This window comes from Bremerella sp. TYQ1 (genome assembly GCF_020150455.1).
Taxonomy (GTDB): domain Bacteria; phylum Planctomycetota; class Planctomycetia; order Pirellulales; family Pirellulaceae; genus Bremerella; species Bremerella volcania_A.
The window spans coordinates 5,699,456-5,714,248 of record NZ_CP083740.1 but is presented as its reverse complement, the minus strand read 5'-3'; the positions used below and the strand labels follow the sequence as shown (position 1 = coordinate 5,714,248).

Here is a 14,793-nt window from a genome sequence, read left to right as displayed (position 1 = left end):
CGCTAAACGTATACGCGGCGGTTGTAGATGTACCACTCAACCAGCAGCACGATTAGGGCCAACACGACGAGCCATTTCCAATACTCGCTTCGCATCGGCAGCCAGGCCGCTTGCCCGTCGATTGTCTCCCACTGGGTTTCCACTTCCATCTTCGGCTGAATCTCGCTCTCTTGAGCGTCAAAGATATTTACCGAGAAGTACCGCGAAACGTCCTTGGCGTCCCCTTCACGTACTTCATAAGTACCCAGCTGATCGGTCTCGCCGAAGCTGAACAAATTGTCGGCGGTTGGAGCGATCGTTCGAGTTCGTCCTGAGGGTGGCTTGATGTGAACCTCTTTCGCGAAACCACTAGATCGAAACGCGTAGTTCTCGCCTGGTCGGATGCTGAACTCCCCCTGCCCTTGCCGAACATCGCCGAGGTACTCGACCAGGTTTTTGACAAAGACGGGGAAGCTGAGTCGCTTCGTCCATTCGGTGTTGAAAAACGTTTTATCCTCTTCCGACGTCAAAAAGGCAAACCCCAGCACAGCGTCTTCAAAGCTCTTCCGTGGGGCGATCGACATCAATGCCCCATGATCCGACTCGATCAAAACCGTGCTACCTGGCGGCGACTTGAGAGGCGAAGCTTTATAGATCGATACATTTCCGAGGTTCACGAAGTTCATGATCGGATGACTTTGCGCGACGTCGATGATCTGCGGAAGGACTTGCCCCTCTTCAAACTCCCAGCCATCTACCGGCGGCTTCTGTCCGAAGAAAACCGTATTCGATTCCGGCATCGTTTCCGGGACACAGTCGTCGTATACGATTACGTCGTATCGCCCGCTGGCCGCTTCCTTTACGTAATCTTCCCCCGTCATGTAGGCCGGGGCCACCAAAGTCACGTCGGCAATGCGCCGAATCTGATCGGTCGCGAGGGCAAACTTCAGATAGTTGTTTCCTTCGCTGATGACAAGCACCTGGGCCCGCTCCGGTGGATTGATCGCGGCATACGCGACATTGTCAGCAGGGAAGACATCTTCATGCTCGATCTCTAGCCGAAGCTTCCCAACGTCGAGACTGCCAAGGTCAAATTGAGCCCCGCCGGTACCATCTTCGTTGTCGAGAACAATTCGCGTGGCATCCAGCAGTTCGTTATTGAAGTAAAGATTTGCGGTGACTTCGGTTGGTTCTGGGCCGAACCGGGCGATGCGGCAAAAGACTTGCAGTTCGTCGTCCTTTTCTGGATTTCGCTGCGTGCTGAACGCCAAAATACCCACGTTGGAAGAAAACTCGTCACCCAGCGGAATATACACCGGTTGCAGGTTTCCAAACGAAAAGTCGGTAATCGTTTGGAATCGCCCATCACTCAAGATGTAAGCAGTCGCTGGCTTGGCATCGGCGACTTGTATGTCCCCTTCCTCAAACGCCGACTGCCCAGGATTGGCCAGGCCGGACGCGACGCGAAGGGCTTCCATGATGTTAGTGGTCCGCTCGGTCGGCTGAATCGCATCGACTTTGGCGGCCAGAACTCGTTGATTGTCGGTAAACTGCTGTGCGACACTGGCACGATCCGAGAACGTGACGATCATCCCGACGTCGCCACTGTCCATCTGATCAATCATTTCACGAACGCGACGTTTCGCTTCGTCGAGACGAGAGCGATCTGACTCTTCATCCTTTGCCCCCATGCTCGCCGAGTTGTCGATCAGAAAAACGAACCGATCTCCGAGCAGCTTTTGTTCGCCATCCATGCCTGGCCGCAGCACGGCAAAAATCAACAGCAAGATGAACAGCAACTGCAGAAATAACAGCAAGCTCTGCCGCATCTTCTGCCAAAGGCTGTTCACATGCAAATCTTCAATCGTCCGGCTCCACAGGAATGTGCTCGGCACTTCCAGCGGCTGACGACGTAGCTTCAGAAAGTACAACGCGATAATTGCCGGAGGAACAATTGCCAACAAAGTCCAACCGACAGGGCCAAGCGTGTTGATGAACCAACTCATCGCAGTAGCCCCCGTTGTCGCATGTAATTGGAAACCAGATGGCTGACAGGAACATCGGTGTTGGCCAGCATGTAAGCCATGCCTCGCTTGGCACAGAAAGTTCGTGCCCCGTCCACGAACGAGTCGAGCGTTTTCTTATAGCGATCCAGCAGAGGGCGACTCACGGTGATCTCGGCAATGTCGCCATCTTCGCAGTCGACCAGCTTGAGGTCTCCCTTAATTTGCTCAGCCGGATTCAGCTCGACAGGAGCCAGCGTCTGAATCACGTAAACGTCCATCTGCTGCGTGGAAAGAAATCGCAGCGCCGGCTCAAAGCCGCTCTTGTCCATCAAGTCGGTCACAAGTACCAAGATCCCTTTACCGCTGTTACGCAGGCAGAAATTCTTCGCTCCTTCCAGAAGCGAGACGTTCTCGCCGGGCTCGATACCATTCAAATAGTCGAGCATACGCCACACGCTTTGCCGCCCTCGCAATATCGGGCCGGGGCGTCGCATCGGCGTGCCAAGCGTTTCGATACGGACGCGATCAGTACGACATAGCCCGACGAATCCCAAGGCGGCCGCCAACTGTTTGGCGTACGTTAGCTTGCTCGGCGAACCAAAGTCCATCGATGTGCTCGCATCGATCAGCGTGTAAAAATGCAGGTCCTCTTCTTCCAGGAACATCTTCAGAAACAGCCGATCGAGTCGCGCGTACATGTTCCAGTCGATGAACCGAAGATCGTCCCCCGCCACATACGGCCGGAAGTCGGCGAACTCGACGCTCGTCCCTTTTCGTTTACTGCGACGTTCCCCTTTCATTCGCCCACGGAAAACCTTGCGGCTGACCAGCTCCATGCGTTCGAGCTGGGCCAACAGTTCCGGGGAGAGGAGATCGGAAACGATATTCGTCTTCGCCATCAAACGTGGGTGCCTAACAGAGATTGAGTTCGACCGAGCCGGTTGCTTCGCGGCGTGCGGATCTGCTTACTTGGCGACGGTAGCCAACACGGTGTCGTCCGCTTTTTCTGGTACTTTCTCCAGCAGTTCCAGCAAGACATGATCGGTATCGAGCCCTTCCGCTTGGGCCTCGAAGTTCAAGATCACACGATGCCGCATGGCCGGCAAGTAAACGCGGCGAACGTCTTCGTAGCTGACGTTGTAACGGCCATCTAACAGGGCTCGAACTTTCGCCGTTAAAGCCAACGTTTGTGCACCACGCGGGCTGGAACCCCATCGCAGGTATTGATTCGTAATCGGCAACGCCAGCGGGCCATCAGGATGTGTGGCAAGCGTGAGCCGAACAATGTAGTCCTGTACATGCTTGGCCAGAATCACCTCGCGGATGACTTGTTGCCACTTCATGATCTCGGAACCTTCCATCACCTTTTCCGCTTCCACCCTGGTCCCCTTGGTGGTTCGGTCGATGATCGTTCCTAAGTCGTCCGCGGAAGAATAACCGACGACCAGCTTGAACATGAAACGGTCGAGCTGCGCTTCCGGCAGCGGGTACGTTCCTTCCTGTTCAATCGGGTTTTGCGTCGCGAGCACGAAGAACGGTTTGGAAAGCTCGTATCGATGTCCCCCGACGGTTACGCAACCTTCCTGCATGGTTTCGAGCATGGCCGATTGAGTTTTGGGCGTGGCTCGGTTGATTTCGTCCGCCAGGCAAATCTGTGTGAAGATTGGGCCTTTCTGGAACTCGAACACGCGTCGACCGTCTGGAGTTTCCATCACCATGTTTGTGCCAAGAATGTCGGCCGGCATCAAGTCTGGCGTGTATTGGATACGGCTGAAGTTCAAGTCCAACGCTTGCGACAGCGTGCGAATCAGCAGCGTCTTTCCCAGCCCTGGTACCCCTTCCAGCAAGCAGTGACCACCGACGAACAGACATGTCAGGACGCCATGGACAATGTCTTCATGCCCGACGATGACTTTTTGAATCTGTTCTTTGACGGCCAGGTAACGGCTGCGAAATTCCTCAGCTTGCTGCTGCATCGATTCAGCGACACTCATGCGGTTTCCTTGCTGCGGCGTGGTTTCTCGGGGTGTGACTCGGGTCGTAGTTAAAACTCAGGTGGCAGGCAGAGCGGCCAAATCTATCGTAACTCAAATTGTTTCGTTCGGGGCGTCTCGGGCAAACTAGCTGGAATCGCTGTCGTCCAAGTTGCCGCCAGGGCGTTTGCGGGCCTGTTTCTTCGCTTTCAGCAAACGCGACGTGTAGGAATCGTCGTCGGGCGAGCTTTCTTCCATCGCTTTCGCTTTCTTCGGCGGACCGCTGGAAGTCGGCATTTTGGCGGACAGTTCTTCATCAACGGCTGAAGTCCCACCCGATTCGTCCAGGCCAGCTTCAAATCGAGACGAAGCTTTTCGCTCGTCGTAATCCGCGGTGGCTCGCTCCTTGATAATGCGAAGCCGTTCCATGCGATCTTCTTCGTCTTCCTTCTCCGGAACACCAAAGACTCTCGCGTGTACCCACTTGTACGAATGCCCGATCCATTCGGTTCCGATGGTGACTCGGCGGACAAATACATCCTCGAAGAACACCAATGCGCAAAGGACCAACAGAATCGGCCAAATGTGCTGGCTGCTGATTGCTTTGGGAAGCGTATGCCGGAACGTGTCGACATCCAGCAACTCTTCGACGCGGCCGATGGCGAACTCGCCGTCGATGACCTGACCCGCTTCGCCCCCTTGCGGCTTGAGTGCGGCGAGGCCTTCCACGAGGGCCGAATTTAAACGCTGCTGCCGGAACTCGGCCGAATAGGGGACATTCGCTCCTGTACGAATTGGAGCTTCTCCCAGACCAGGCAAAATCGACAGGAAATAGCTTCCCGACTTGTCGGCGGCAAACTCTCCGACATAACGTCCTGAGGCAACTTGCTGTAGCTGAAAGTCTTTTGACTCCATCTCCGGATCGACCGCCGTCCCCGACAGTTTAAGGAAATTGAGATACTCATCTTTTTCGTCGGTGGCTGTCACGACGACGCGGACCTGGCCATCCTTTACTTCGCTGGCAACGGTGAAGTTCCCTCGGCTGTCAGTCGGACGCATTGCGTAGCGGACGAACTGCGTGAAGAACTTGTCGTACCCTTCCCAAGCCGTCCAGTTGTTCGCCCAGCGCTTTCCCGCATCGGTAGTCAGCACACCGGCGCGGCCCACTCCGTAAGTCCATGTTGCCATGATCGTAGCATTCTCGGGATGCTCTGCAGGGACAGGCGCCACCATGCCGACATCGACCAGTGCGTTTTCCTTGACGGTTGTCATCACGTAACCGTCGAACGTTGGGAACCCTTCGATTCCTTCCAAGACTTCGTGCGGATAGGTGATCGGCGTCATGCCGGGTTGGTCTTTGATCAGTGGCTGGGCAATTCGGCGGGCCTCGCGCTGATAAATTCGAGGCAGCGCTTTCGGATCGGTCACAGCGTAGTATTTACCGCCGGTCTGTGAGGCTAGTTGTTGCAGCGGAGCACTCCCCGCAGGGCCATGCGTACCGATCGCGACAGTCGTAATTTTTATGCCTGCGTCTTTGTAGCCCTTAACGGTCGTGGCAGCGGCTGGGGAAGGGTCACCGTCGCTGATCACGATCATATGCTTGATCGCCACATTCGCGCCACTGTTTTGCAACGCGTTAAATCCAGCGAGCGACATCTTCATTGCTGGATCGAACTGCGGCATATCGCCGGGCGTCATCCGGTTCAAACGAGCCAACATCTGATTTCGATTCGGTCCGACGGGAATCAATCCGTTCGGGGCACCCCACATCCATTGATCGCGACCGCTCCAGTGAATCAGTCCACAATAGTCTTGCGGCCCCAGGGCTTTGAGCGCTTCCCGGGCCACCACTTTTTGCCAGTAATTTCCCTGGGCTAACTCCGATGCGTGCATCATCATCACCAAGGCCCCTACAGGGACCACTTTGGCATCTTTGATGTTGAAGTCGACCGGCATCGCTTTTTCAATCTCGGTGTTCGACCAACCTCCTGCGCCGAACGACCTTGGGCCACCGATCATCAACAAACCGCAGCCCATTTGCTGCGTGTTGCGAACAAGCATCTCGATCTGCTGGTCACTGAAGCTCGAGACATCCCCTGCCCCGCCACCGCTGGCCCTGGGCACATCCCCTAGAATCACGCAGTCAAACCGCTGGAGTTCGGCAAGCGAAGTGAACAAGCCATTGCTCGGCATCACTTCGACTTCGATATTGTTTTCCTTCAAGCGAGCAACCAGGAAGTCTAAGTCGCCGGGGTTTTCCCAGTCCTCAATCAGCAGCACACTTCCTTCGCCGCGAACATGAGCGAACGCGGAAGCGAGATTGTTCTGCGGCATCGAGTCGTCCAAACGATCGTCCGGCACGAAGCGAGCTTCGTAGGTGTAGAAGTCGCTTTGATCGATCGTGTGCTCGAACGTCAGTACCTTCTTCCCCGGCTCAAGCTCCATCGGCTGTTCGATCAGGACATCTTCGCGCTTCCCATGCTTCCGCACGACGACGACTTTTCCGGTCACTTTGCCGTCGTCGTCTTCGGTTGCTTCGGTCATGTTGTTGAGCACCACGTTGACTTGCACTGGCTGTCCTTTGCGGATATCGCTTGGCAGCGAGATCTTCTCGACAGCAACTTCGGCTCGGCTGGAAAGCGCGACAGGAACAACATCGATCCCAATCCCGTTCTCGGCCAACTGCCGGGCAATGTTTGTAGCGTCGCCATACGTTTCGTTGCCGTCGGTGACGATCACGACCCGTTTGGCGGTATCTTCCGAGAACGAAGCCTGGGCGAGCTTCAACGCCCCTTCCAAGTTCGTCGCGTCGGTACGAACCTGCATCATCGCCTCGAGACGTCCTTGCTGGATCGGCAAGTTGTCGTCGTATGGCGGAACTTCAATGGCTGCTTCTCGACCAAACACCACCACCCCGGCCCGATCGCCTCGCGCCGCGTTGCGATGCTCGACAACATCTTTCACGACGTACTGCACCATGGCGGCACGTTTCTCACGCGGGATGCTCTCAGATTGATCGAGCACGTAGATGACCGTGACACGATCGCTGGAATGCCGCAGTTGCATTTCGGCCAGGCAAAACACCAGCAGCAAATACACCAACGAGCGAAGTCCCAACGCGAAGAAACGCCGAACACGTCCCAGCCCTGAGATACTGCGGAAGCTAAAGAACCAAAGCAGCGGCAAGCCGGCCAAGAGCAGCAAAAACCACGGTTTGTTGAACGCTACGTCGACGCCAAACATGTGGAAGCCAAACTCCTGGGAGTACGAAAGCAAGGACAAGGATCACCGGAGACACACCATTGCCTTCCGGTCAATTCGAGAAGTCCTTACATGGTAACGGTTTTGTGTCGTGCTGCCCACAATTTCATGGTGAAATTTCTCGTCCCACCGGAAACGTCGATCACCCCGAAAGATGGGTACTGACCGATCGTCTTTATCCGTCTGTTTTCGGCGTCGGGGAAATACATCGGGAAGGACGCGACGAGCCACCATTCGCTTGTCGCTAACTTAACGCGAACATGACGAGACAAGTTTTTCCAGTTGAGTTCCCTCACACCATGCGGTTGTCACCGGGCAACAACATCGAACGAAGCGGCCGCCCGCTTAATGTTTCCCCCGAAACCTGGAGAGAATTATGGTTACCGCGGATCACACGAAGAATTGGCCTGATCTTGCTGTGGGTCTTTACGATCGCTTGACCGGTCGAGGCGCAGAGATTGCCTACGAATTTGAAGACATGCATGTGAAAGTTCCCAGCGGCACCGGCGAACAAGCCGAGCATGCCGAATGGGTCATGTCCGGCACCATTAAGATTCGCACTTCGGAATCGGCCCCAAACTAACGTTGACCGGTCAGCTTATCGGCACCGTCGATGGGCGTCCGGTCGAACTTTTGGCCTGTGGTCGAGAAGTTCAGATCGCCTTCCCAAGCGTGTTCGCCGCCTGGCGAGCACGTAGCGGTGCGATGGCGTTTGTCACTCGGCTCAACCCAATCATTAAACATTTGCAGCTCAACGTGACACTACGCTGCGGCAAACATCTGACGCTACCACTTGCCCCGCGTGCACACACCGCACTACGTTTGCTTTCCGGCACGTCCTGAGAGAACGCTTCGGCAACGGTGATTATACGGTGACCTGATTTGCTCGGCAGAAGTGCTCAAAGCCCATTGCCGTGTCGAAGCGGTCGTCGAATAGAATCAGCTTTCCATCGGCAAAGTCCATGCGGATGGCCAACTGGATAGGTTCCTGCATAGGCATACCGATGGGATGTGCCCAGGTTTTTCCCCATACCAGCGATCCATGTGCCGTCGGCAGAAATTTCATGTCATCGATTTCCGACATGTCTTCTGGCGGCTGGATGACGGAATAGAAAAGCTGAAACGCTCGTCGTCCGGCATCTTTTCCTTCATGCGTTCCTGCAAAAGGAAAGACGTTAGGATCGCCGGCGAAGTGGAAAATGACGTCGTCCGCAATATGCTCGGCCAGAGCATCGACTACGTTCGCTTTCTCGGTGTACATGCCTTCAATGAATTCGCGGGCGACGGCAACGGCGTCCATCTCTAAATCGGCGGCAAGGACTTGAACGCCATGCTCCTGAAACGTTTTCGCTAAGGCGGTCAGCGTACCTGCCGAAACCGATCCGCCTGCTTCCGCTTTGCGAATCAAACGATCGGAGTACCCTGCTTTCTCGGCAAGCATCTCTTGCGTCCAGCCAAGTTGATTACGCAGCGTGGCGACTTTCGCCCCATGGCAGCGACCATTGGAAGACTTCGGTTTCTGGTTCATGCATTCTCACAGATGGGCGTTCGATCGGTCTGGCATTTTCGCTTCGGAAGACGTAGCGATTATTATGCCTCCCTTTTCGCGGACCGATAACCCTCTGTCAGATACGAATGCGTTGGAAACTGCGGCAGTCGTTAATGGAGATCCCTTAATCGCGAGAAGTTGCTTTCCGGCGAATATCGTCGCGAGCCTTGTTCAGACGCTCAGGCCAGACAAACCGGGGCGCGGTCCGCGGATCGTATCCTTCCAGGTGATCTTTCAGTCGCGTTGCTGGCTTGGTGTATTCCAGCTTGGTATCACCAAACACTTCTTCGCACAGCTTCGCCAGGCCGGGGTCGTACTCCCAAAGCTCTTCGCGGGTATCGACATGGTTATGATCGTGATCCGGGGCACGATTGTTATTGAACCACGACTGTACCCCTTCGGCGAAATACTCATGATGATTTACCGCCGCATACTTCGTTTTCCACAGCCCAGCTTGCATGGCTTGGTCGTAGGCCTCTTTCACACGACCATCGAACGTCGGATCAACCGTCGTCATTCCGCGCAGGTGGATGTTATGCGCGAATTCGTGAATCAAAATACATTCGGTCGAGTAGGGATCGCCTGGATAACCAAGTAGGTTCTCTTCGCCGCACGTGCAGTATGGATCGGTCTTCGACCCGCCGGTGCCTCGAGCGCGAGCGTCCCAATAATCCTTCGGTTTGAAGTGAGCGAACTCTGGTAAGTCGGTCGTGTACTCGTTGTGGGCAATGATCAACATTCGCGAACCGCTGGCCACCATCGCGTGTTTGATATCTGGCCGCTCGCCCAGCATCAGCTCAATCAAATAAGCCGCTTCTTTCAACGCATAGTCATCAACGGTTGCCGACGCCAAGACAGGGTACCCGCCGGCGTCGACATACTTGCTGTAGAACTTCGGAGCATTCATCTCGACCGGTGGTGCTTTGACCTCGAACCGCGACTCGGCCGCTTCTGCCCCGCACGTCGTCATCAAAGCCAACAGCAAACTCACTCGAAGATATCGTCCCATTGCCCTGCCCTGTTCGCATCAAGGAAGAAATATGCCAGCGTTCAGCTTACACCGCACACAGTACGATTTAACGCAGAAAGAACAATCAGGGCCATTTTTATCGAGATTTAATTGCCGTGATAGTTGATCAGCATTTCGATTCCCTTTTGCCGAACACGTTCGGCCAGCTGATCCAGAAACTGCACGCCATCCCCAGGCGGTTGATCGCGTCCATGGATTTCTATCCGAATTTCTCGTCCCTGCGACTTCGGATAGGCCTTGCGAATGTCCCCACTTTCGATGAATCGCAGGTAAGTGGCCAGCTTCTTTTCGAGCAGTTCAAGATGAACCTGATCTTCGTCCCAGTCTTCTTCGTCCATCAACGAAAGAACGACTTTTCCGGTCTGTTTGCAGATTCCAACGGCATCGATGATCTGCGTTTTGGCCAACGCCATTTCAATCCATTCCCTTCCGCGGTCCCACGCCAAAAACGTAGAACGACATGCTACGATTGCTTCTGGTTTCCATTCAACTATAAACAACGTCACACCATGCGTCACCGACTTGAACTCTCCGCTTGCCTGAATGCCCAGAAGACGAAGAGCTGCTCATGCCCTACGAACTGATCGGAAGCTACGAAGATGGCGAGCCCATCTACGAAGTGGTTAATGCCCAAGATCGTAAAGCGGTCGAAGTCTTCGCCGCATCACGTGGCATCCTCGTAGGTGAAATCAACAAGCTTGATCCACCTGAGGCCAAATTCGTGGAACCATACCCCGTGCCAAGGTTCGACGTAGGAATCGGAGCTGCCGCGAAAGTAACATTCGTTATTGCTATGTCGATCGTCTCGGCAACGCTTCTCGGGCTGTTCCTCTTTCGGGAACGAGGGTTCATTCTGATCGTGCCCGCGATTGCAGGCTTTACCCTGTTCCTAACGATCGCCGCGATCTTCTACACCGGAGCCCACATCGTCGCAGCCATCCTTTGGCGAGATGAACAGCGGTAGAAGCCATAAGAAAAACGCTCATCGATCTCCCGGGATGGCAGTTGCTTCAGCGGGAATCAAGACCACGTCCAAAGTTCCGTGCTGGCAAAGCTATTGGCATCACGCACGGTGTCAAAGCGTTTCGTGCTTCCTAATTACAACCGAATTCGTTGCACGCGGTGGTTTTCGGAATCGATCACGTGGACTCGGTCGTAGGGATCCAGGATCAATGCCCAGGGACTGTTGAGTTGCCCAGGGTCGTGGCCGGAACTGCCCCATGTGCCGAGGCTGTTACCCTCTAAATCGAACTTCTGCACGCGGTGGTTGCTGTATTCGACCACGTACAGATGCCCTTTGCCGTCCAGGACGAGATCGTAGGGATAGCCAAGCTTGCCAGGCTCACTCCCCTGCTCTCCCCAAATTTTGATCAACTTTGCTTCATCGCCGGTCGCGTCGAAAACTTGGATCCGGTGGTTACACGCATCGGCAATCCAAATGTGATCGTTTTCGTCGATCACCATATTCTGCGGACGAATAAACTGGCCTGGCTCGCTGCCATGTCCGCCCCATTGAAAAAGAAAGTTCCCCTCAGGATCGAACTTCTGCACACGATCATGTTGGCCATACTCGCTGATGTAGTAGTTGCCCTGAGAGTCTTGCACCGCTTCGGTCACAAAACCAAACTCGCCCGGCTCCGAGCCTTCGACGCCGCCGATCGTTTGCTCGTCGAGGCGTTTTCCATCCGGCGTATAAACCAGCATGCGGTTGTAGTGGGTATCGGCCACCAACAAGTTTCCGTCGTTATCGAACGATAGCCCTGACGGCCGCCCCTTGTAAAATTCAGGGATCTGCCAGGCCCGTAGAAAGTTGCCATCAAGATCGAACACCTGAACCCGAGCGGTCATATCGACAATGAAAAGCTCGTTGTTGGGACTGATCGCAACGGCTCGAGGCTTTTCGAAAAGCCCCTCCGAAACGCCCCGCCGCCCCCAGATCACCTCTGGTTCGGTGGAGGGCCCACTCGGTGGAAGGCAACCCGCTTGCAATGTCCAGAGTACCACTAGACATCCAAATGTCGCGAGCGATCGCCAGGCAGCCAACGGCTTTTGGGAAAGAAACAGCACGTTATCAGGGAGTTAAAGGAGAGAACGAGCGGAAATCACTTGTGAGAAGATCACCCCATTCCGTATAGTAACTTCTTTCAGAATAATAACTTCTGCACACACGTCCATTCAACTGCCGACAAACCAAATAACCACGTGCCAGGCTTTGCCCCTACCGCGATCCGTGTTGATCATTGGCTGGGTCGCAATCAGGCCTCCGGATGGAATACCTGAGCAATAAACGACAACGAAACATTCCGTACATCGGCCCCAAAGGGGCCAACCGGAAATAGCCAGGGGCGGAAGCCCCTGGAATAGGCCAACAAGTAAATGAAGCCCCAACGGGGCGACCGAAATGAGGACACGTCAAAATGCCCCAGTCGTTCGCCCGAGTTTACATTCACCTGATTTTTAGTACACGTCATCGCCAACAACTGATCGACGAAAGTTGGGCTGAAAGGCTTTACGAATATATCGCAGGAATTTTGAAGGCACGTGGCAACGAACTCCTGCTAGGTGGAGGAATAGAAGACCACGTTCACTTGTTGTTTTCGATGGGCCGAGAAGGAAACCTCGCAGAGACCGTTCGCGACGTGAAATCGATCTCGTGCCGTTGGATTCATGATGTGATTCCGAATCGAAGCAACTTTGCCTGGCAGTCGGGATATTCGGCGTTTTCGGTGAGTTATTCCGGATTAAACGACGTAAAACGATACATCGCCGGTCAGCGGGAACATCACCAAACGCGAACGTTTCAAGACGAATTGCGGACGTTCCTGAAGAAACATGGCATTGAATATGACGAGAAGTATTTATGGGATTGAGGTTCTCATTCGGACGCCCCGTTGGGGCTTCTGATTTTGGTTCCTCTTTTCCAGGGGCTTCCGCCCCTGGCTATTTCCGGAATGCCCCTTTGGGGCGTGTTCGGAAAACAATGAGTCCTAGTGATGCAACAAGGAAGCCCGAGGTCTCCGACATTTGGTTGCGTAGGATGGCTATTGTGTCGGAACGCGTAGCTACCCTGCCAGAGAAATGACACAGACAAGACTTAATGAATGCCAGCGTTTGGAACGCTATACAGAGGCCTTCGTCTTGCTGAAAACTAAACACCGAAAACTGAAAACTACCCCCTAACGGACCCCAAAACCTTGCCCGCGACTGTAATTGATGTGAAAGCTGCGGACGACCGTCGTGATGTCGTTCATCGTGCCGTTCAGGCATTGGTCGAGGGGCAGTTGGTGGCGTTTCCGACCGAGACCGTTTATGGCCTGGCTGCTTCGGCGCTCAATCCTCAGGCCATCCATGATCTGCGTCACGCCAAGGGGCGACCGGAAACGAATCCCTTCGCTTTGTGCGTCCCCGGTGCCGATACGCTATGGGACTATGTTCCGGATGCATCGCCGCTGATGTGCCGATTGGCGCGACGATGCTGGCCAGGCCCAGTTACGTTAGTAATGCCGACCGGGGAAAGTTCGGTCGTATCGCAGTTCCATGAAGAAGTTCGCCAGGCCGTTTCGCCCACCGGGATGGTCGGCCTGCGAATTCCGGCCCACGATTTGATTTCCCAAGTGATGCACTTTCTGCCTGGTCCGTTGGCATTAACGAGTGCGAATCTGTCTGGTCAGCCAGATGCGATTCATGGAAAAGAGGTCGTAGAGGCCCTGGGAGATCGGGTAGGATTAATTCTGGACGACGGAAAGTGCCGTTATGGGCAACCTTCCAGTGTCGTCAAAGTGGAAGGCAACCACTTCCAGATGTTACGCCAAGGAGTCGTTTCGGAGAGTGTTTTGAATCACCTGAGCAGCTACTTCGTTCTGTTTGTTTGTACCGGAAATACGTGTCGCAGCCCGATGGCCGAAGTGGTCATGCAAAAGCATTTAGCCGACAAGCTTGGCACCACGATTGATCAGTTGGATCAAAAAGGGGTGCTTGTCGCTTCGGCCGGTATTGCCGCTTATCCTGGCGGTCGAGCCGCACCGGAAGCGATTCATATCCTGGGGGCTCGCGGCTTGGACTTAAACGGCCACGCCAGCCAACCGTTGAGCGATCGCCTGGTCGAACAAGCCGACATGATTTTGACGATGACGACAGGACATCGCGACGCCATCCTGGCTCGTTGGCCAGACGCACGCGATCGAACGCAAACGCTAAGCAGCGACGGCCGCGACATTGCCGATCCGATTGGAGGTTCGGAAGATGTTTATCGCACCTGTTTGGAACAGATCGAATCGGAAATCAAGCTTCGCGTCAAAGATCTGGACTTGGACAACCTCCTTCCCTCCTAGACTTTTCCTGCCTCGTTTGCGGACGCCCTCCCTTCGTTCCGCAAACGCTGGCCCCTCGACTTTTGCCAAAATGTGACTGCCATGAAAATCGCGATTGGAAGTGATCATCGTGGGTTTGAAGTAAAGACGAAAATCATCGAGCACTTGCACAAGCTAGGGCACGAATCGTTCGACTGCGGTGCCCACGACTGTAACAGCATCGATTATCCTGACATCGCTTCGGCCGTGGCTGAAAAGATTGTCAGCGGCGAAGTCGACCGAGGCATTCTGATCTGCGGCTCTGGCATCGGCATGGCCATCACCGCCAACAAATTCCCCGGCGTTCGCGCGGCAACTTGCCACGACGATCTGACCGCCGAGATGAGTCGTCGTCATAACAACGTCAACGTGATGTGCCTTTCGGCCGACTTGCTCGGCGAGCGGTTGATCGACCGGATGGTTGACTTATGGATCACGACAGAGTTTGAGAAGGGCCGGCACGAGCGCCGCATCGAAAAGATTACCGCGGTCGAAAAGCGATTTTTTAAGGACGACTAACTGCCGTTAATCTTGCTCAAAACGCGCAGAGACTGGGCTGCGCCTTCGATTCTAAAGAAGTTTGCATGAAGTAGACTTGAAATGTGTACAACGTGCAAACGTTTTCTGCGCCTGGCGTGCGAGGAAT

14 protein-coding genes are annotated in these 14,793 nt (G+C 54.6%); 6 read left to right on the top strand and 8 right to left on the bottom strand.

Annotation, left to right across the window (positions count from 1 at the left end; genetic code table 11):
- Positions 1-2 precede the first annotated feature (2 nt).
- The 4 genes from LA756_RS23195 to LA756_RS23180 all read right to left on the bottom strand — a co-directional run bounded on the left by LA756_RS23195 (position 3) and on the right by LA756_RS23180 (position 7,201).
- Complete coding sequence (locus LA756_RS23195; RefSeq protein ID WP_224437107.1) at positions 3-1,985, bottom strand: BatA and WFA domain-containing protein; 1,983 nt, start codon at positions 1,983-1,985, stop codon at positions 3-5.
- Complete coding sequence (locus LA756_RS23190) at positions 1,982-2,884, bottom strand: DUF58 domain-containing protein (RefSeq protein ID WP_224437106.1); 903 nt, start codon at positions 2,882-2,884, stop codon at positions 1,982-1,984. The genes LA756_RS23195 and LA756_RS23190 overlap by 4 nt, the downstream gene beginning before the upstream one ends.
- Positions 2,885-2,950: 66 nt before the next feature.
- Complete coding sequence (locus LA756_RS23185) at positions 2,951-3,979, bottom strand: MoxR family ATPase (protein ID WP_224437105.1); 1,029 nt, start codon at positions 3,977-3,979, stop codon at positions 2,951-2,953.
- Between the two features lie 126 nt (positions 3,980-4,105).
- Positions 4,106-7,201, bottom strand: a complete 3,096-nt coding sequence (locus tag LA756_RS23180; protein WP_224437104.1) for a VWA domain-containing protein — start codon at positions 7,199-7,201, stop codon at positions 4,106-4,108.
- 394 nt (positions 7,202-7,595) lie between these two features.
- Here LA756_RS23180 and LA756_RS23175 point away from each other — a divergent pair, with 394 nt between their 5' ends.
- Entirely contained in the window at positions 7,596-7,802 is a 207-nt protein-coding gene (locus LA756_RS23175; protein WP_224437103.1) for a hypothetical protein, read from the top strand.
- Between the two features lie 2 nt (positions 7,803-7,804).
- Entirely contained in the window at positions 7,805-8,062 is a 258-nt protein-coding gene (locus LA756_RS23170) for a hypothetical protein (protein WP_224437102.1), read from the top strand.
- A 22-nt stretch (positions 8,063-8,084) separates the two neighbouring features.
- Here the strand turns inward: LA756_RS23170 and LA756_RS23165 are convergent, their stop codons facing one another.
- The 3 genes from LA756_RS23165 to LA756_RS23155 form a co-directional block, all read right to left on the bottom strand.
- Positions 8,085-8,747 carry a helix-turn-helix transcriptional regulator gene (locus LA756_RS23165; protein WP_224437101.1) on the bottom strand — a complete coding sequence of 221 codons (663 nt, stop codon included), beginning with the start codon at positions 8,745-8,747 and terminating at the stop codon, positions 8,085-8,087.
- A 145-nt stretch (positions 8,748-8,892) separates the two neighbouring features.
- Positions 8,893-9,777 carry a hypothetical protein gene (locus tag LA756_RS23160; protein ID WP_224437100.1) on the bottom strand — a complete coding sequence of 295 codons (885 nt, stop codon included), beginning with the start codon at positions 9,775-9,777 and terminating at the stop codon, positions 8,893-8,895.
- 107 nt (positions 9,778-9,884) lie between these two features.
- The gene (locus tag LA756_RS23155; RefSeq protein WP_224437099.1) at positions 9,885-10,211 is read right to left on the bottom strand and encodes a DUF6572 domain-containing protein; all 327 of its coding nucleotides are present in this window, start codon (positions 10,209-10,211) and stop codon (positions 9,885-9,887) included.
- 155 nt (positions 10,212-10,366) lie between these two features.
- On the opposite strand from LA756_RS23155, the gene LA756_RS23150 reads away from it, so the two are divergent.
- A complete protein-coding gene (locus LA756_RS23150; RefSeq protein WP_224437098.1) occupies positions 10,367-10,762 on the top strand; it encodes a hypothetical protein in 396 nt (131 codons plus the stop codon).
- A 134-nt stretch (positions 10,763-10,896) separates the two neighbouring features.
- On the opposite strand, the gene LA756_RS23145 is transcribed toward LA756_RS23150, so the two are convergent.
- Positions 10,897-11,802 carry an NHL repeat-containing protein gene (locus tag LA756_RS23145; RefSeq protein WP_224437097.1) on the bottom strand — a complete coding sequence of 302 codons (906 nt, stop codon included), beginning with the start codon at positions 11,800-11,802 and terminating at the stop codon, positions 10,897-10,899.
- Positions 11,803-12,215: 413 nt separating this feature from the next.
- Here LA756_RS23145 and tnpA point away from each other — a divergent pair, with 413 nt between their 5' ends.
- From tnpA to rpiB, 3 genes are all read left to right on the top strand, one after another.
- Positions 12,216-12,668 carry an IS200/IS605 family transposase gene (tnpA, locus tag LA756_RS23140; protein ID WP_224437096.1) on the top strand — a complete coding sequence of 151 codons (453 nt, stop codon included), beginning with the start codon at positions 12,216-12,218 and terminating at the stop codon, positions 12,666-12,668.
- A 324-nt stretch (positions 12,669-12,992) separates the two neighbouring features.
- On the top strand, positions 12,993-14,129 hold the full coding sequence (locus LA756_RS23135) for an L-threonylcarbamoyladenylate synthase (protein WP_224437095.1): 1,137 nt from the start codon (positions 12,993-12,995) through the stop codon (positions 14,127-14,129).
- Positions 14,130-14,210: 81 nt separating this feature from the next.
- Positions 14,211-14,666 (top strand): ribose 5-phosphate isomerase B, encoded by a 456-nt coding sequence (rpiB, locus tag LA756_RS23130; RefSeq protein ID WP_224437094.1) that lies wholly within the window; start codon positions 14,211-14,213, stop codon positions 14,664-14,666.
- The last annotated feature ends 127 nt before the right edge of the window (positions 14,667-14,793 follow it).